Source organism: Clostridium sp. LXY-7, from assembly GCF_056172015.1.
The window spans coordinates 371606-388774 of sequence record NZ_JBLLJL010000002.1 but is presented as its reverse complement, the minus strand read 5'-3'; the positions used below and the strand labels follow the sequence as shown (position 1 = coordinate 388774).

Below are 17169 nucleotides of genomic sequence, written 5' to 3'. Positions count from 1 at the left end.
AAGCTAAAAGCCAACAACTCGTTTCACTCGAACAAGTTGTCTTTCTTAACGCTTTTTACTTTCATAGAACCTAAGTAAATCTAAGATTTCTGCAAATGGTATTGACAGGAATAATATGAAGTTCAATTTAAATAGATTATAAAAATGCCTATTTGTATTATGTAGTTTCATTATTACAATCTATATATTATACCATCACCATATAGTCTTGATAGTATTAAAGGTTTCAAACCACTATTTTGTGAAATATACTGCAATTCTCATTATAAAATAGCCAATAAATTGATAGTTTTTTTATTTATTGGCTTATTGTTATAATGTGAATTAGGTTAAATACTCTGTGATATAAGCTCTGTGTAATATTTAGGGTCACCAGTAGAATAATACTTGTACCATGATTCAATAATCTCACAAGGGAAAACATTCAAATATTGTATAATGTGTTTTGCCCATAACAAACCTCCTGCTGAACTTGCTGTTATTAAATTACTGTCAACAAAAGATGGTGAATCAACATATAGCTCTTTGCCATTATATTGTTTTGAGAATAATGTTAGGTAATCTAAAGAATTGCTTGTGTGCTTGAACTTATCTAAAACCTTTAAGTCAGCCAAAGTGAGTGTCGCACCACATATTGCCCCTACAAGAATCCCCTTATCTAAATATGATAAGGCTTTTTGTAAAATTTGATTATTTTCCTCACTGTTCCATGTTTCTGCACCAGGCAAAAGCAAGGCAACAATATTATTTTCGTCTATTTCTTCTAATAAACAGTCTGGAGTGATAGTTAGTCCACCAATTGTTTGTACTGGATTCTTACTACTGCTAACGGTTTTGATTACAAACTCTCTATTCTGTTTTTTTAGCATGGATTCCATACTAATAGCTTGTAGGATATAACCTACTTCCCATTCAGCCATAGATTCTAAAATGTAAAGATATATAATTTTCTTCATTTTGTTTCTCCTTAAATTAATCTAAAAACATTATATTATAAAAACAGTGACACCTATATGTCACTGTTTTCATAATTTTTTATTAAAGTATTTTTCAAATGTTCCTTAATTCTTTGCTGATAGGATAAGGGCGAAAGAACTTTTATTTTTTCTCCAAAACCTAAAATTATAGAAAACATAATAAAGTCGTTTTCTTTTATAACAACCTTTTTAACTATAGATGTTCCCGATACATTGATGACATCACCAAAAAAATATTCATTAATTAGAGTTTCAATTTCTTTGGAATATTCAATAGTGACACTTATATTGTGTTTATCTCTTTTTTCTTCATACTCATCAAGCAATTTTGCTACATCATAATCATTAATAAAATACTCCCTACTTATTTCTAAATCGCTCATTCTGACTAACTTAAACATACGGAAATCATTTTTATCTAAATCATATCCAAAAGCATACCAAGAGTACCATTTATAGAAGACGTGTATGATATTGCATTTAACTATTCGAGTATCACTATTGAGGTTAGTATAGTGAAATAAGACTGTTTTATTATCTTGAATAGCTTCTTTTAACATAGAAACATAGGAAACTATCCCTCTGTTTTCGTTTACTATAGAAAAATCAATATTTAGTGCATGGTTATTATTTTTATCAGAGTATATATGCCTTACCTTTTCATAGGTTTCATTCACTTTTTTTTCGCCATAAACACTTTTCAAACTTTGTAGAGCAAGTAGAATATATTCAGAATTGGCATTATCAATTATTTTTTCATTTAATTTATAATCTCGATTAATTGAATAACCACCTTTAGAACCAATTTCAGAATAAATCGGAATTCCTGCTAATGTTAATGTGTCTATGTCACGAATAATCGTTCTACGAGAAACATTAAAATGTTCAGCTAAGTTATTTGCAGTAACATTATCTCTATTTATTATATAAAACAATATTCCTAACAATCTTTCAATCTTCATCATCTCACCTCAATTCAATATATTTAGATTTTATAGTGTTACTCCACAGATGGCAACGAATTTCAGTAAATTTATATAATATATAAAAGAGTATAAAGTTGTTTTCATGGTAATATTTCCCAAGGAATATTATGTTTGATATCTCATATATAAATAATTGAATTTTTATAATATAGCTATTTGTATAATGCACAAACTTAATTTAGCTAATGTATACAACTCATCTCTTAAAATTTACAAACAAATTATTACATATGTGTTATAATGTTCTATATATTTACTGTGATTAAAATTTGTATATAAGTTGCAATAATGAAACTAAATAATACAAATAGGCATTTTTATAATTTATTTAAGTTGAACAGTAATAATATAAAGTTCTAATTAATCTAATTTTCATAATATAACCTATTTGTATAATGTGGAAACTTAATTGCAACTTATATATTAGTAATGTAATAGTAAGCAAAAATTTTGTAGAGTAATAACTTTATTGTATCTTTTTTATATCTCTAGTAACTGTAATTAATCAGTAAATGGAAAGGAGTAATTTATGAAAGTTATATTTCTCGATATAGATGGTGTTCTTAACACTGAAGAATCTTGGGACAACAATGAAAATGAGATAATTGACAGAAATAATGTGAAGATTTTTAAAAGTGTAATTGATCAAACCGGAGCAGTTGTTGTTATGTCCTCTGGCTGGAGATTATGGTTTGACAAAAATATGATGCCTGAAGATGGATATTCTCAATATTTATATGATATTTTATCTGAGTTTAACATAAAATTATTTGGGAAAACACCTGATTTTAGTACCGAGGAAATTCGGACTAGAAAGACCTTCAGTCATGTAAAGGCCAAGGAGATTATTGCGTGGTTAAATGAACATGAAACCGTTGATAAGTATATTGTATTAGATGATCTAGATTTAAAGAATGAAGAAATTAATTCACATTTAGTTAGAACAAATCCTCAGGTTGGCATTACTGAAGATGATGCACAGCGTATAATTGAAATGCTTAACTAATAAAAATTCAAGTGCTTTATGAGTGCAAATAAAAAGAATCCGCTAAAATATTTTCTGATTTAGGGAGAATTTTGTCATGGGAAAAGAGTATATTACGAAATCATATAAACTTTTTATAATGTGGATAGTTGGATTTTTGGCCTTGCTGATAGCGGTAAGTATTGTAATATCAACATATTTTTCAGAAGTTACAATAGCAGTTATAGTGAAAATAATTCTACTTCTAACTCTTTTATCTATTTTTATCCTATTTTATATCATATATAAAACAGAGAATATTTACTGGATTAATGGAACAAGCTATGAGGAATCAAAGGCTGCAACCAGTGAGAGTCGTAAAAAATTTGCTATGGCTCATTTAAAAATTTTTCTCAAAGCAGCAGCCATTTATGGTGCTTATTGCATAATAGGTACTATAATTAATACCTCTGCAGTTATAGATACTGTAATTTTCTTAACTCTCATTATTAGAGCCGCTATAAAAACAATACCTATCAAATTATGAGGATAATCCTTGGCTATGTTTACTGTATAATTTTCTTATTTAACGACGTATAATTAGATTTACGTCGCTTTTTTTACTACAAATATTATAAGATGTATTTTTTTTCTTGTGTGTAAGGTTAACTTGACATCATTGTAAAATATTGCTATGCTTTTGATGTAAGGTAAACATTACGGAGGTGATTATTAATGAAAAATAAAATAAAAGAATTTCGTGAATCTCTTGGATTAACCCAAGAACAATTAGGAAAGCTCATAGGAGTCTCAAGACAAGCAATTAATGCTATTGAGACAGAAAAATTTGAGCCGTCGATATGGTTAGCTTATGATATTTGTAAAATATTTAAATGCACAATAGAGGATGTTTTTCTTTTTGAAGAAAGTGAAAGAAAATCTAGAGCAGAGCAAAGTAGAGGTGTGGTTTAAATGGCATTAAGACAAATTAGATTTTTTGATGATGAAATATTAAGAAAAAAGAGTAAAATAGTTAAAGATGTAAATGATAGAATAAGACAGATATTAAATGATATGGCTGACACTATGTATAATACCGAAAATGGAGGTGGATTAGCAGCCCCACAGATAGGTATATTAAAGCAATTAGTAGTAATTGATATGGGACAGGGGCTTATAAAATTAGTTAACCCTAAAATAATTAAGACAGAAGGAATTCAAGAAGTTATAGAAGGATGTTTAAGTATTCCTGATACATGGGGAAAATTAAAAAGGCCTGCAAAGGTAGTAGTACAGGCTTTAGATGAAAATGGTCAAGAAATTATATTAACAGGTACCGGTGATTTAGCCAAATGTTTTTGTCATGAAATAGATCATTTGGAGGGTATACTTTTTACTGATTTAGTTACTGAATATATTAAATAATCTTTGATACAAAGGAATATTTATATAATCATATCTTAATCTCATTCATTTTTCCTCTATAATTCAATGGGATGTGCTTGTAAGCATTTCCCATCAATTGCTCGAAAATTCCGTCTAACTTTACTTCCCATGAGTTAAAATTTATGGTAAACTTGTTTTTACCAAAGAATCGCTTAGTAACACATCTAAAATCACTGCACACTATTTACTTTTTATCTTACATTATAGGAGGAAAAAAATCATGAGAAAACTAATGAAGAAATGGAATCAATTGAGCTTAGTAAAACGGATAATTATAGGTTTAATCATTGGTATTATATTGGCCCTGACCATTCCTGAGGTAGCAAAACCAGTGGCAATTTTCGGCTCTTTATTTGTAGGTGCTCTAAAAGCCATTGCGCCTATACTAGTATTATTTTTGGTAATGGGTGCTATTTCTCAACACAAGAGTGGTCATGAAACCAATATGAAAACCGTTATTCTTCTTTATCTTTTAGGAACATTCTTAGCTGGATTAATAGCCGTTATTGCAAGTTTTATATTCCCAGTAAATCTAACCCTTGTAGCAGGTACTGAAAACATTACACCTCCTGGTGGTGTGGTGGAAGTTCTTAAAGCATTACTGCTAAACCTAGTTGACAACCCAGTAAAGGCACTTTTCAATGCAAACTATCTCGGTATATTAGCTTGGGCAGTACTTCTTGGCTTTGCTTTAAAAAATGCAGCTGATTCTACAAAATTGATGATTTCTAATTTTTCTGATGCAATATCCAAAATGGTTGTATGGATTATAAACTTTGCACCATTAGGAATCATGGGTCTTGTAATTGATACTATTGTTACAAGCGGAATCTCTTCACTACTCAGCTATGGAAAATTACTTTTACTTCTACTTGGTTGTATGGTGTTTGTAGCTCTTGTTGTGAATCCAATCATGGTGTACGTATATATTCGTCAGAACCCATACCCACTTGTATTTAAATGCTTAAAAGAAAGTGGTATTACAGCATTCTTTACACGTAGCTCCGCTGCTAATATTCCTGTAAATATGAGTTTGTGTGAAGACCTAGGTTTAGATAAAGATACTTATTCAGTATCAATTCCATTGGGTGCTACCATCAACATGGGCGGTGCAGCTATTACCATTTCTGTTTTAACCCTTGCAGCTGTTCATACCCTTGGTATTCAAGTGGATATTGGTACCGCAATAATCCTTAGCGTACTTTCTGCTGTAAGTGCTTGCGGTGCTTCAGGAGTTGCTGGTGGTTCATTATTACTTGTTCCTCTAGCATGTAGCTTATTTGGAGTCCCAAATGACATTGCTATGCAGGTAGTTGGTGTAGGCTTTATCGTAGGTGTTGTACAAGATTCTGCAGAAACCGCGCTTAACTCATCCACAGATGCACTTTTCACAGCAACAGCTGAATTTAGTAAGTGGCGTAAAGAAGGTAAAAAAATCAGTATAACTAATAAAAATTAAATCATGGTGTAGTTTTTACACTTATTAAAGCCGCTTATAGCAGGTTATAAACTGCAATAGGCGGCTTCTATACGTATTTTAAAATTTAGTGCAAGGTTTTCAGTAGTTATATTGTATTATAAATGAAAGGGGTGAAAAAATGAACCGTTCATCTGACATAGCTCTTCCATTAATTTCTTCTTAAAGAATGTCTCGAAACATTACTCTCTTAAAAGCCATTCAAATATACACTTTTGTCTCTCACCTTCCAGATACATCACATTATGTGGTGGCAAGTCTGCTATCTCTTTGAGTTTAAGCCCCGCCTTTTCACAAGTCCTTCGAGATGCCCAATTATCAGGGTTACATGTTATTATAACTTTATCCATTCCATGAGAAATTGCTACCTGTTTAATAATTCTACACGCTTTTGAAGCATAACTTTTACCCCTGTAAGCTTCATCTATTTCATAACCAATATGACCACCATAATATATGTTCTCATTATAACCAATGCGAATATCAATATTACCTATACTATCATTTGAATTGTGTAAAGTAATCCTATATTTGTATGCAGGTACATAACCTTTTTCATCATTCGAAGGTGTCTTTTCTTCTATTTTTAAATCAATTTCACCATCTGTTAGAAAATCAAAATCTTTGAACTCAAACATTCCTATCCCCTCTCTGTTTCATCATAAATTACTATCACGAATTAATTATAACATATTTTGTAAACATCCTACGATTCAGTTTCCAAAGAACATTTTTATCAATTAATTCGCTCTATCATCATGAGGTGAATTAATGGTTGTTTCACCCTTTAAGAAAAGTGAGTATTAGTCAATCTATATGTTATGCTCATTTTCTTTTTCTCAAAACTACAATTAAATTTAATACAAAAACAATAAAGCTTACAATAGATATGCCTAAAAGTGTGTTACCCCAAGCATTGTGACCTAATGCATTATTGTCTGCCAATACTCCTTGAAATATTAGACCTGCAGCCATTGCTACACCACAAAAAATATCAATAACCAAATCAAATCTTTGAATTAATTTGCCAATAGAATTACCGTCAGGTAAATTTTTTCTAATATAAAGTGCTTTATATTAGTTCAAGCTTACAATTAAAAACAATACTATATAAGCAAAAAATGCAAATTCAAAATAAGACATAACATCATCTAAAGGTTTGACTACCATTTTATAACCTCCTAATATAATAAATTAAATATCTTATATTCACTTTTTCTAATATGATGCAACTAACTAATTCATAATTAATTACCGTTCGTTTTATCATCCTTAAGGGATATTATACCTAATATTACATTAATATGAAGTTATTCCTTAATTCAAAAGGCTTTAATTTTAACTTACATCTCTAGATAGTAAAATGAGTAATAAAGATTATGGTTATTCTATATATGGATTTACTATGTGATTTATATCAGTTAATGTTTGTTAACGTTTGTTGATCTTTTATGTAATTATTTCCAATATTTAATTGTAATTCATTAACAAACATGATATAATATGAATAAAGATGAATCAAGGTCGACACTGAATTGTCTTTGAATATAAGTTAAAGGAGTATGTTTTATGTTTATTGATGAAAGACATCAAGCTATTTTAGACATTTTATCTACAAATGGTAGGATATCTATTGGCGAAATACAAGAAAACTTTAATGTTTCAGTTGACTCTGCAAGACGAGATTTAAGAATACTTGAAGAAAAAGGATTGCTAAAAAGAACCCATGGTGGTGCAATTCCCATAAGGCAGGTTGCATTCGGTAAGCCACCCAAAGTAACCGCAAAGGATATTACAGAAGTTAAAGAAAACTACATGTCAATAGCACTAAAAGCTGTTTCAATGATAAATACTAATGATGTAATATTTATTACATCTGCTACAGTCGGATATTTTATGGCACAAAACTTGCCAAGTGATATTCGTGTTCGTGTAGTTACAAACTCTATTATTATTGCAGAAGAATTACGTAAAAAGGAAAATATATCTGTAATTCTTTTAGGTGGAGAAATGGATAACAAGGGAAACTGTTATGATTCATTTGCAGTTGAAATGATTGCTCGATTAAGATTTGATAAATGTTTTATTACCTCTGCATGTATATCACCAAAATTTGGTTTATCAATTCAAAAATCACAGGCAATTAGTTTTTGGAATGCAGTAATTGACAGTTCAAAAGAAACTATAGGATTATTCCCAACAGAGAAGATTGGATTTGAATCAATAATCAGCATTTGTCCTGCAAAAAGATTAAATACGTTGATTACCGATTGGGATGCGTCGGAGGAAGATTTATCAGCTTTTGACGACCAAGGAATCAAGGTTATTGTAGTAGAAAAAGAATAGATTTCGGGGCGAAATTTTTTGCCCCGTCTTTCATTGAAAAGTAAGTATTTATGATTGACTAAACTAAAGATTATGCAATACTCTATAGTTCGTTTAACCAGACCATTTCGTCTGCAAATCTTTTTGGTGGACCTTCGCTATTAAAACTATCACTTCTAAGCCACCAAAAACTCTCTAAACAATATAATAATTTCAATGAATAAATTATATCATCTACAGAAATATTTCCAATCTGATTGTATCCATTCATAAAAGCCCTTCTTTATTAATTCTACATGCTCAGTAACACTTACTGAAAATAATTTCTCTATTGTCTCCTTTATTTCATCCACTATTCTATTTTTTACATTTATCATATTTAACCACTCCATGTAAATCTTTGTTGTTCATCATAGATTACAAAGTGTGTACTAAGTTATAGCCTATTTATATAATGCAAAAGCTTAATTACAACTTATATATTTATCTATAATTCTAATATCCTTAATATCCTTTTCTCTTCCCAGCTCTGCCTTTTGTTTTTTTATACTTTCTAAACTACCCACTGGTAATCCATCAATAAATTCTATTTCATCAACAAACCAATTTTCCAATAATTCTATTGTATCGTCTACAGTTACAATTCTTGAATTATCTTCTACTACTCTATATTTACAGCCTTTGTTTAAAAAATGTTCTACTAAATTAGTTGTGGCTCCTAAATCAATATCATTTGTACCCTTTTTAACTCCATGAATCACTAAGGCTGCACCTGAGGTTATCCAATACTCACTTAAAGGCAAGTCCATATCTTTAAGTATTTTAATTATATTTTCTTTATATAGCATTCTGTTACCTCCCAATATATTTATATTTCCTTTAGTCCGATGTATTTTACAAGGTTATCTTCATGGTAATATTTCCCAAGAAATATTGTGTTAAATATCATACCTGTAAATAATTGAATTAATTCCTCATATGATAAAGATTAGCCTCCATAGTTTTTATGGAGGCAGTTTAAAATTAAGATATCTCAGTTATTTGCATAAAATAAGAAAAATATGACATTATTCAAATGTTGTTACTTTATCTTGCATTGTAGATATCATATCTTCAACTACTTTAAATGCCATATAGCTACCTGCATCACGATTGCATAAAACGGTGCACACAATTTTGTCCTGGGGATAATAGGCACTTCTGAAGGATACTCCAGGGTCCCCTCCCATGGTGTGGATTTTTATAACACTTTCATTATATGTATCCAACCATACACCATACCCATAAGCAACGCAGTTTTCTCCAGTTTCTACTTGTGGAGTGCACATGGCTTGTACAGTGTGAGGTGACAGAATTTTTCCATTTAACAAAGCATTCCAGAATAAATACATGTCTCTTGCTGTAGTATAGGCACCTCCATCACCACCACCAATTATAGGCACAGAATAAATATTTGTTTTTAGTCCACCTTTTCCATTATCTGTATAACCTATTGCAGTATCACCTGGAAGACTGTCCATTGAAAAATAACCGCTATGCCCCATACCACACATGTCAAAGATGTACTTCTGTATGAAAAGTGGAAAATCCATGCCTGAAACTTTTTCTATAATTATAGAAAGTATTACAAATCCTCCATTGTTATACTTAAAGCGATAATCAGGTTCAAATTCCATTTTTTTATTTTGAAGTAATCCCAGAAATTCACTAGGCGATTTCATCATATACATGGGGATGTTTTCCCATACCTTAGCATAAGAAACATCTGTATCATTTTCTTCCTCATCAAAATAGTCGGAGAATCCTGATGTATGGGTAAGTAGATGACGAATTGTAACCGAATCATCCATATATGGGAAAAAATTTGGCAGGCAAGCTGTAACCGAATCATCTAATGATAATTTTCCCATCTCAATTAATTTTAATACTGCAACAGCAGTAAAAATTTTACACCCAGAAGCTGTTGGAAATCTTGTATTTACATTATTTTGAATATGTTCACTTATATTTGCTTCTCCCATAGCTTCTTGTATAACGACTTCTCCATTAATTGAAAGGGATATAACCCCAGAAAAGTCGGGATTCTTATTTAATATTCGTGATTTTATAATATTAGCATCCAATACTCTTTCACTCCCATTCCAAACTTTCAAAATTATTTTTCTCCTGAAAGTATATGTTCTGTTCACATAACTCATTTCATACTTGTCTATTTTATCTCTTAAATGGTTCTTTTATATCATCCCTTAGTAAGTCAGAATATGCTTTTACTTTACAGAACGTATCACCTATCATTTCATGACTTCGATAATCTTATATTTTATTCTCCACACAAAGTAAAAATAATGTTCTTTCGCAATATCTTACAGTTTTGACATAACTATATATAATATTATCATTATTTACCATACTTTGGAATGATTTTTTATTGAATAGAGCTTTAGCAAATCAAGGTTTCGAAACGGTTGAGCATGGATAATATGAAGCTCATATCAATTAATCTATAATATGGAAACTTTATTACAACTTATATATAAACAACAATGAAATTAAATTTGATGATTCTAAAAGAATTTTTTCATAAGGAGAGTTCAAACTAAGTTGATTCTGACAAAACTTTTAGATCCCTGATATAGTAGTATAATAATGGAAGGAGGGATTAGCATGGATTATCTGAGTATTATATTTGAAGCAACCCAATTTATACACAGAAAGTATGACGAAAATATATTAGTTGACGACATAGCTGAGTATGTATACCTTTCACCATCTTATTTTTCGAAGGTATTCAGGATACTGACAGGTTACACAGTGAAAGAATACGTTAATCAATATCGTTTATATCAAGCAGCAAGGGCACTTAAGGAAACTGACAAGAGAATCATCTCTATCGCCTTTGAAGCAGGGTTTTCGTCCCAGCAGTCACTTACTAAGAAATTTGTACAGCAATATAGAATTCCGCCGGCGCGTTTCAGGAGAATAAATCCACATATTGATCCTTTTCCTCCCGAAAATTTATTTATGGAAAGAGGTATAAAAATGGATTTAAAACAAAGTTTTGACAGTGTTCAATTTGTCACAAAAGAAAGCTTCCTAGTAGTAGGACTTGAGACTGACATTAATTACAACATAGGCACTGACAACATAGGAGATTTATATGACCAATGGAATAGCGAAAAATTGGTAGAACTAATTCCTGATCAAGTAAACTTCCCAGTAGAATATGGTATGACTCATGAATCAGCAGAAGATGATACTGCCAAGTATATGATTGCCGTGGAAGTTTCTACACTTGACAACTTGCCTACCGGTTTCATTGCTCGTAGATTCGACACCTGTGAATATGCAGTGTTTGATACCACCCTCGGCATGGAAACTAGCGGAGAATTTTGGAAGTATTTTTACAAGACCTGGTTACATGAGCAAGGTCTGGAACAGCCTAAAACAGTTTATACCAAGAACGAATATGTTTACTCAACACTTCCTAGCTTTGAGGTATACGATGCTAATTTTGAAGACGAATCATCTAGGATTAAGATTTACGCACCTATTCTAAGAAAATAAGTATTTTCAATATTTAGAAAAGGAAGAAATCCCATAAGAACCTTCAGGTGTAATTGGACTTCAATATTATTGCTGCGAAACCGTTGAGCGGTAATAATATGAAGTCCAGTTTCAACTCAAGTTTAAAACATAGCCTTAATTAATAATTTATTTTTTAGTAGAAAATTTATCAGAAAAATACTCTAGAAATTTATTCATAGAATTAGAATTTAAGCTATAATACTTGGAATTCTTAACTCTTTCTTCGTTAATAAAGCCTATTTCCTTTAGCTGCTCTATATGATGAGATAAGGTAGAAGTGGCTATTCCTAATGCACTGGCTAATTCTTTTCCCATCATAGGGTCTCTTGTAGACAATAAATCAATTATATTAAATCTGCTATCATCGGAAATGACCTTTAAAATCTTAGTTATATCATTCTTAGATAACTGCTTATGCTTCAGTGAATATATCAAAATTTGATGTTCATCGAAATACCTTATTATTCGAAAAGGCATAAAAAAGCTGGGAACAAATATAAATTTTTCATAGGGTCCTCTATTTTTACAAACCTTTCCTAATAACATTTCTGTAATTTCAAAAGGTTCACTTTTCCATAACTTTTCTGTGAAGCTTCTCTCCTCTTCAGCTATCAAAGCTTCATTTTCACATAAAAACTTATTAAATTCTTCCGTATCCAGTTCTTCAGCACACTGAAAAAACTGATTTATAAAAAGAGTTCTGTTAGTAAACAAACTTTTTAAGGCCAAGTAACTATTGCTTATATTTCCAAAGCCATTATATAGCTGGCTTAACCCTTCTTCACTGTGTAAAGCTTTCTCAAGAGTTTCAATAGCTATGTACTTTCCATATAGCTCGTAAAAAAACTCTAAATCACTTTTCTCAAGCAAATAGGCTTTATATTCTTCTAAAGAATCATAGCTTCCACCCCATAATAAAAACTCTAGAATAGACATTCCTTGGTTTTGACTCTCCGGAATAATTTCTCCTAGGAATCTATATTTATTTCTTATATTTTCAATATACTCCTCTGTATATAAACTATCATAGTATTTTACTTTACTATCCTTTAGAAATATATCTATTACTAAGGTAAGTAATTCTATCACCTTAGAATGGGTAAAATAACAATTATCCCTATTTAATATTTTTTTCATATCATAATCTTCCTTTATACTAATAATTACTCTATCTCATCCTATATTATATCCCAGTGTGCATTATATTTAAATAAACTTATACATAATCATGTAATTTATTAATTCATAAGGGATATTTTGCACTTCTAACTCTTACAGAAGCTCTTTAACCTATAATCATAACCCTCTCCCCTAAAAAATATCTTAGTAACGCATTTTTCTAATATCCTACCACCTAAGGCTTCATCTAAATCCACAAGATTTTCTAAAGTACATTCACTGGATATAACTGTGGGCAAATTGTTATAATATCGAGTATTTAAAATAGGATATATATGCCTAATATCTGATTCCTTTAAAGAGCTTATAATCTCTCCATTTCTAACCTTATCCTTGAAGAGATCATCTATAATAAGTACATCACAGCTGGTATATTTTTTCATAATCTTAGAATATTCATAATCATCATTGGCATAGCTCTTGGCAATTCTCATGCTTTCAGTGTAGGGCATATAAACCACTGAAAAATCCATGGATAAAAGTGCTGCTCCTATAGCCAAAATCACATGGCTTTTCCCTGAGCCAGCTTGTCCAAATAATCCAAACCAATTATTCCCCTCCTCTCTTCTTCTAGTAAAATTCTTCACATATTCTAAGGCACTCTCCTTCACTTTTATAGTTAAAGAGTCGTAGGGAATAAATTCCTTTAATTTTTTTACCTTATTAGGATTAACTCCGAAATCTCTCCAAAGCTTTTCCATATGGGACTTTGTGACACAACTGCACCTTCTATAAGTCCAAGGAGTTGTTTCCATCCAACCAGTATCTTTACAGCTTTCACACTTATAAATTGTTGATTCCTTCAAAGTTGAACTTTGAGCTCTTACTTTTGCTAATATTCTCTCCAGTGATTCCTGCTTTACTTGAACCATAGAAGTTTCCCTCCTTTTCATTTAAATATCCCTCGAATTTATTCCCAAATAAGGTTTCTGGTCTTAAATACTTTTCATAAACAGTACCTAACCACTGTTTTGATTTTTTATCAATAACACTTTTAAAATCATCAAGGGAAAAACCTTCCTTAGCTCTAGCTCTTATAAGCAGTCTAGTTTTCTTAGAATCTACTTTAAAACTACTTTCACACTTTTCATTGAGATAGGTGACAACCTGACTATATATATTATCTCTATCTTTAATAGAAGAATCCTTTAATAGATTAATCTTTGTTTGGTCAATCTTAACCAACCCATCAGTACATTTTTCATCATCCCCTACTATTGAATCTGTACTAGGAGTGGTACATTTTTCATCCTCTGATGATGACATATCATCATCTTTAGCCCTTTTAATAGACACGTCGCTACCCAATAATAATTTTGTATAGTTATCCTCATGGATATAAACATATAAAAAAGTTCCCTTACTGTCCCTTTCCACATGTCTAATTAAAAGATTCCCTAGATTTCCTTGAAACATCCTTTTTAGCTTCTGTTTTTGAGTATTAAAAAGTCGCTCCTCTACGCTTGCAGTGAAGCCTTCTTCTCTATGCTCCTTAACCTTACAGTCCTTAACCAAAATAGGTAAATCCTCAATAATTTTCTTATAGCTAACTAAATAACAACATCTATTCTCTTTCTCCAAGAATTTTTTCTTCATAGCACCGGTTTCTTTAAAATCGATGAACCACCTAAGCAGCAACAAGTCATCAGTATTTAATCCTAATTCCATAGAACCTTCTTGGCTAAAACCTAAAATATTATACTTCATACCCATCCTCCTATTTATCTTTCTACCTTATATATACAAGTCAGTAAGCCTTAGGGCTAATAAAAATTTTAATTTCTTTTATAGCAAGCTAAATAAATCACTAAACGCATTGGGAGTAAATATTAGTTTAAAGAAAATCTAAGGTTTAATGAAGAAACTAGGAATAAAATTAGCAAAGCACTTGTGAAAAATATTCACAAGTGCTTTATCTATAATCTAAGCTACTATAATATTGGTTTTAGTATAATATTGTAGACACAAAAATCTGAACACTTTAAAATAAGAGTTCCATATTATTGAAAATTCCTGTTTCTATTTGATGGTTAGTTAACCATGCTACTTATTTTTAAGTTCTACCGATTTTTCATGCTGAAGCAGCCATTCCTTTCTCCATAAACCACCTGCATAACCTGTCAATTTACCATCTGACCCGATAATTCGATGGCATGGAACTACGATACTTAACTTGTTTTTTCCATTTGCGTTTCCTACTGCTCTGATAGCTTTTTCATTTCCGATTGAAACAGCCATATCTTTATATGAGGCGGTTTTAGCATAGGGAATACCTGTTAAAGCATTCCACACATTTTTTTGAAAGTCTGTCCCCTCATAGACATAGGAAAATGTAAATTCTTGACGTTCACCTTTAAAATATTCATCAAGTTGTCCGTAGCAATCCTCTAATACTTTTGGGGTTTCTTCTTGCAGAATATTTACAGCTATATCCCCTTCAGAAAACATAATAGAACAGATTGCTTCATCTGTGCCTATTATTTCAATAATTCCAATTGGAGATTGGTAATCTAATTTATGTAATCTAATCATATAAAGACCTCCATAGATAAAAGGTAGCATAGCCTTGCCAACCTTCCCAATTTGTTGCCATCTCTTTGATCTCCTCTATTGTGGGCTTACGCTGAAGTCCTAATTGAAGCTTTAAAGCATTATGAAGACCCACATCCCCTATTGGGAATGCTAAAGGATGGTGTAAGCATTTCATCATTACATAATCTGCCGTCCATGGTCCTATACCTCTAATCTCCATTAAAGACTTTTTCATTTGTTGATATTCTTGTTTTAGAAGTAAAATTTCTTTTGTTAATTCGCCCCTTGTCATTGCTTTAGCCACTCCAATAACATATTCAGCCTTCCTAACAGTAAATTGAAGAGTCCGTAAATCCTCCACATCTATTGTTGCAATTTTTTCATGTGATGGGTATAACCAGAAGGTTTTTCCTTGGAAAGTAACACATTCTCCAAAGTGTTCAACAAAACGTTTTTTTAGTGTATAAGCAAATGTTAAATTTATTTGTTGCCCAATAATGGCCCATGTCAGAGCTTCGAATAAATCTGGAATACACATAATCCGTAATCCATAATATTTATGGGCAATTTGCTGCAATACCTTATCTTTGCTAGCCACTTCATAAAAATTACTCAAGTCCTTATCTAAATCAAACCATTCCCATATATAGGCTGCAACTTCTTCACGGGTACTTATAGACGGGGGACTTATTGGAAATTCAACTTGAATTGAATGTTGGGTACTCCCTACTTTAATTAAAATTAATTCACCATTCACTTTTATCAGTTTATATAAATAACCATCTTTTATTTCATGCAGCACTTCTTGATCAGATCTATTTAAGAACACTAAGCACTGTTCAAAATTAAATTCCAGAGGCGGACAAATTTCAATATATGATTCATGATCAATCCAATTCATTACGGCATCTCCTTACCTATGAAGATTTCGATACTCTGTAGGTGAGCAATTTTTTAAACGACGAAATACCTTATAAAAGTTTGATGGACTCTGGAATCCAACTTCATAGCAGATCTCAAGATTCTTTCGATCCGTGTTTTTAAGAAGATGTGCTGCCTTATCCACTCGTATTTTTTCCAAATACCTACGCGGAGTTTCTGAAATTTCCTGTTTAAATAGCCGTTCAAGATAATAAGAACTTACCCCCACATGATTGGCAACATCCTGTAATGTAATCCTTTGTTTATAATTATTTACTAAGAAGGCAATTACATCTTTTACAAGACCAATATGTGGGGAGTGATCCACATCTGGCTGACATCTTTTACATGCGCGAAAACCAGCTTTCTCAACCTTATTAATATCATGGTAGAATTTAACATTTGTTTTTTTAGGTTTTCTAGATCTACAGGAAGGTCGGCAATATATTTTTGTTGTTATCACTGCCGTAAAAAATAGCCCATCATAGCTTTTATCACAAGCAATGATTTTCTCCCACATTTCATCAAAAGAAAGATTAATTTTATCTACCATTGCGTTCGTCGCCCTTTCTAATTTAATTCTCATATAAAAGTGAGGTATCCTTTGAATTATGAAAGTTATTAAATTCCTGAATTTTTGCCATTTTAATTCCTCCTCTTTCTTGTCTTCCATTCTACAAGAAATCTATATCTATTTCATCCTCATTCTTGCTTTTATGGTCGAAACAAAAAAATGTACTGAAATAGATAAACTGCGAACCTATTTCCTTTAAGTGT

Annotated in this window: 20 protein-coding genes; 7 read left to right on the top strand and 13 right to left on the bottom strand. The window is 31.2% G+C overall.

What is annotated here, in order from left to right; genetic code table 11:
* Window positions 1–329: 329 nt before the first annotated feature.
* Both ACI48Q_RS08905 and ACI48Q_RS08900 read right to left on the bottom strand, forming a co-directional pair.
* Window positions 330–956, bottom strand: coding sequence for a DJ-1/PfpI family protein (locus tag ACI48Q_RS08905; RefSeq protein WP_474918730.1), 627 nt, complete (start codon window positions 954–956; stop codon window positions 330–332).
* 53 nt (window positions 957–1009) lie between these two features.
* Window positions 1010–1939 (bottom strand): helix-turn-helix transcriptional regulator, encoded by a 930-nt coding sequence (locus tag ACI48Q_RS08900; protein WP_474918729.1) that lies wholly within the window; start codon window positions 1937–1939, stop codon window positions 1010–1012.
* A gap of 553 nt (window positions 1940–2492) precedes the next feature.
* Here ACI48Q_RS08900 and ACI48Q_RS08895 point away from each other — a divergent pair.
* The 5 genes from ACI48Q_RS08895 (at window position 2493) to sstT (ending at window position 5832) form a co-directional block, all read left to right on the top strand.
* Window positions 2493–2969, top strand: a complete 477-nt coding sequence (locus tag ACI48Q_RS08895) for an HAD domain-containing protein (RefSeq protein WP_474918728.1) — start codon at window positions 2493–2495, stop codon at window positions 2967–2969.
* A 76-nt stretch (window positions 2970–3045) separates the two neighbouring features.
* Window positions 3046–3474, top strand: coding sequence for a hypothetical protein (locus ACI48Q_RS08890; RefSeq protein ID WP_474918727.1), 429 nt, complete (start codon window positions 3046–3048; stop codon window positions 3472–3474).
* A gap of 188 nt (window positions 3475–3662) precedes the next feature.
* Window positions 3663–3899 (top strand): helix-turn-helix transcriptional regulator, encoded by a 237-nt coding sequence (locus ACI48Q_RS08885; protein ID WP_474918726.1) that lies wholly within the window; start codon window positions 3663–3665, stop codon window positions 3897–3899.
* Window positions 3900–4352: a peptide deformylase gene (def, locus tag ACI48Q_RS08880; RefSeq protein WP_474918725.1), complete on the top strand. Its 453-nt coding sequence runs from the start codon at window positions 3900–3902 to the stop codon at window positions 4350–4352. It abuts the gene before it with no gap.
* A gap of 241 nt (window positions 4353–4593) precedes the next feature.
* Window positions 4594–5832, top strand: a complete 1239-nt coding sequence (gene sstT, locus ACI48Q_RS08875; protein ID WP_474918724.1) for a serine/threonine transporter SstT — start codon at window positions 4594–4596, stop codon at window positions 5830–5832.
* A 200-nt stretch (window positions 5833–6032) separates the two neighbouring features.
* Here sstT and ACI48Q_RS08870 read toward each other — a convergent pair whose 3' ends face one another.
* Both ACI48Q_RS08870 and ACI48Q_RS08865 read right to left on the bottom strand, forming a co-directional pair.
* Window positions 6033–6488 (bottom strand): GNAT family N-acetyltransferase, encoded by a 456-nt coding sequence (locus ACI48Q_RS08870; protein WP_474918723.1) that lies wholly within the window; start codon window positions 6486–6488, stop codon window positions 6033–6035.
* Between the two features lie 187 nt (window positions 6489–6675).
* Window positions 6676–6855 (bottom strand): hypothetical protein, encoded by a 180-nt coding sequence (locus tag ACI48Q_RS08865; RefSeq protein WP_474918722.1) that lies wholly within the window; start codon window positions 6853–6855, stop codon window positions 6676–6678.
* Between the two features lie 564 nt (window positions 6856–7419).
* On the opposite strand from ACI48Q_RS08865, the gene ACI48Q_RS08860 reads away from it, so the two are divergent.
* The gene (locus ACI48Q_RS08860) at window positions 7420–8196 is read left to right on the top strand and encodes a DeoR/GlpR family DNA-binding transcription regulator (RefSeq protein ID WP_474918721.1); all 777 of its coding nucleotides are present in this window, start codon (window positions 7420–7422) and stop codon (window positions 8194–8196) included.
* Between the two features lie 209 nt (window positions 8197–8405).
* Here the strand turns inward: ACI48Q_RS08860 and ACI48Q_RS08855 are convergent, their stop codons facing one another.
* The 3 genes from ACI48Q_RS08855 to ACI48Q_RS08845 all read right to left on the bottom strand — a co-directional run bounded on the left by ACI48Q_RS08855 (window position 8406) and on the right by ACI48Q_RS08845 (window position 10328).
* On the bottom strand, window positions 8406–8552 hold the full coding sequence (locus ACI48Q_RS08855) for a hypothetical protein (RefSeq protein ID WP_474918720.1): 147 nt from the start codon (window positions 8550–8552) through the stop codon (window positions 8406–8408).
* A gap of 87 nt (window positions 8553–8639) precedes the next feature.
* Window positions 8640–9023: a hypothetical protein gene (locus ACI48Q_RS08850; RefSeq protein ID WP_474918719.1), complete on the bottom strand. Its 384-nt coding sequence runs from the start codon at window positions 9021–9023 to the stop codon at window positions 8640–8642.
* A gap of 219 nt (window positions 9024–9242) precedes the next feature.
* Entirely contained in the window at window positions 9243–10328 is a 1086-nt protein-coding gene (locus tag ACI48Q_RS08845; protein ID WP_474918718.1) for a serine hydrolase domain-containing protein, read from the bottom strand.
* 511 nt (window positions 10329–10839) lie between these two features.
* On the opposite strand from ACI48Q_RS08845, the gene ACI48Q_RS08840 reads away from it, so the two are divergent.
* Window positions 10840–11739 (top strand): AraC family transcriptional regulator, encoded by a 900-nt coding sequence (locus ACI48Q_RS08840; RefSeq protein WP_474918717.1) that lies wholly within the window; start codon window positions 10840–10842, stop codon window positions 11737–11739.
* Window positions 11740–11886: 147 nt separating this feature from the next.
* Here ACI48Q_RS08840 and ACI48Q_RS08835 read toward each other — a convergent pair whose 3' ends face one another.
* The 6 genes from ACI48Q_RS08835 to ACI48Q_RS08810 all read right to left on the bottom strand — a co-directional run bounded on the left by ACI48Q_RS08835 (window position 11887) and on the right by ACI48Q_RS08810 (window position 16945).
* On the bottom strand, window positions 11887–12897 hold the full coding sequence (locus ACI48Q_RS08835) for an ArsR/SmtB family transcription factor (RefSeq protein WP_474918716.1): 1011 nt from the start codon (window positions 12895–12897) through the stop codon (window positions 11887–11889).
* A 128-nt stretch (window positions 12898–13025) separates the two neighbouring features.
* Window positions 13026–13811 (bottom strand): DnaA ATPase domain-containing protein, encoded by a 786-nt coding sequence (locus ACI48Q_RS08830; RefSeq protein ID WP_474918715.1) that lies wholly within the window; start codon window positions 13809–13811, stop codon window positions 13026–13028.
* Window positions 13723–14646, bottom strand: a complete 924-nt coding sequence (locus tag ACI48Q_RS08825; protein ID WP_474918714.1) for a conserved phage C-terminal domain-containing protein — start codon at window positions 14644–14646, stop codon at window positions 13723–13725. The genes ACI48Q_RS08830 and ACI48Q_RS08825 overlap by 89 nt, the downstream gene beginning before the upstream one ends.
* Window positions 14647–14982: 336 nt before the next feature.
* Window positions 14983–15471 (bottom strand): methylated-DNA--[protein]-cysteine S-methyltransferase, encoded by a 489-nt coding sequence (locus ACI48Q_RS08820; protein WP_474918713.1) that lies wholly within the window; start codon window positions 15469–15471, stop codon window positions 14983–14985.
* Entirely contained in the window at window positions 15464–16372 is a 909-nt protein-coding gene (locus ACI48Q_RS08815; RefSeq protein ID WP_474918712.1) for a DNA-3-methyladenine glycosylase family protein, read from the bottom strand. Before ACI48Q_RS08815 ends, ACI48Q_RS08820 begins: the two co-directional genes overlap by 8 nt.
* Window positions 16373–16384: 12 nt before the next feature.
* On the bottom strand, window positions 16385–16945 hold the full coding sequence (locus tag ACI48Q_RS08810) for a bifunctional transcriptional activator/DNA repair enzyme AdaA (protein ID WP_474918711.1): 561 nt from the start codon (window positions 16943–16945) through the stop codon (window positions 16385–16387).
* Window positions 16946–17169 lie beyond the last annotated feature (224 nt).

Excerpts from the sequence above, each read along its gene's own strand:
- ACI48Q_RS08905 (WP_474918730.1), bottom strand. The coding sequence starts at position 956 with ATGAAGAAAATTATATATCTTTACATTTTAGAATCTATGGCTGAATGG.
- ACI48Q_RS08900 (WP_474918729.1), bottom strand. The coding sequence starts at position 1,939 with ATGAAGATTGAAAGATTGTTAGGAATATTGTTTTATATAATAAATAGA.
- ACI48Q_RS08895 (WP_474918728.1), top strand. The coding sequence starts at position 2,493 with ATGAAAGTTATATTTCTCGATATAGATGGTGTTCTTAACACTGAAGAA.
- ACI48Q_RS08890 (WP_474918727.1), top strand. The coding sequence starts at position 3,046 with ATGGGAAAAGAGTATATTACGAAATCATATAAACTTTTTATAATGTGG.
- ACI48Q_RS08885 (WP_474918726.1), top strand. The coding sequence starts at position 3,663 with ATGAAAAATAAAATAAAAGAATTTCGTGAATCTCTTGGATTAACCCAA.
- def (WP_474918725.1), top strand. The coding sequence starts at position 3,900 with ATGGCATTAAGACAAATTAGATTTTTTGATGATGAAATATTAAGAAAA.
- sstT (WP_474918724.1), top strand. The coding sequence starts at position 4,594 with ATGAGAAAACTAATGAAGAAATGGAATCAATTGAGCTTAGTAAAACGG.
- ACI48Q_RS08870 (WP_474918723.1), bottom strand. The coding sequence starts at position 6,488 with ATGTTTGAGTTCAAAGATTTTGATTTTCTAACAGATGGTGAAATTGAT.
- ACI48Q_RS08860 (WP_474918721.1), top strand. The coding sequence starts at position 7,420 with ATGTTTATTGATGAAAGACATCAAGCTATTTTAGACATTTTATCTACA.
- ACI48Q_RS08855 (WP_474918720.1), bottom strand. The coding sequence starts at position 8,552 with ATGATAAATGTAAAAAATAGAATAGTGGATGAAATAAAGGAGACAATA.
- ACI48Q_RS08850 (WP_474918719.1), bottom strand. The coding sequence starts at position 9,023 with ATGCTATATAAAGAAAATATAATTAAAATACTTAAAGATATGGACTTG.
- ACI48Q_RS08840 (WP_474918717.1), top strand. The coding sequence starts at position 10,840 with ATGGATTATCTGAGTATTATATTTGAAGCAACCCAATTTATACACAGA.
- ACI48Q_RS08835 (WP_474918716.1), bottom strand. The coding sequence starts at position 12,897 with ATGAAAAAAATATTAAATAGGGATAATTGTTATTTTACCCATTCTAAG.
- ACI48Q_RS08830 (WP_474918715.1), bottom strand. The coding sequence starts at position 13,811 with ATGGTTCAAGTAAAGCAGGAATCACTGGAGAGAATATTAGCAAAAGTA.
- ACI48Q_RS08825 (WP_474918714.1), bottom strand. The coding sequence starts at position 14,646 with ATGAAGTATAATATTTTAGGTTTTAGCCAAGAAGGTTCTATGGAATTA.
- ACI48Q_RS08820 (WP_474918713.1), bottom strand. The coding sequence starts at position 15,471 with ATGATTAGATTACATAAATTAGATTACCAATCTCCAATTGGAATTATT.
- ACI48Q_RS08815 (WP_474918712.1), bottom strand. The coding sequence starts at position 16,372 with ATGAATTGGATTGATCATGAATCATATATTGAAATTTGTCCGCCTCTG.
- ACI48Q_RS08810 (WP_474918711.1), bottom strand. The coding sequence starts at position 16,945 with ATGGTAGATAAAATTAATCTTTCTTTTGATGAAATGTGGGAGAAAATC.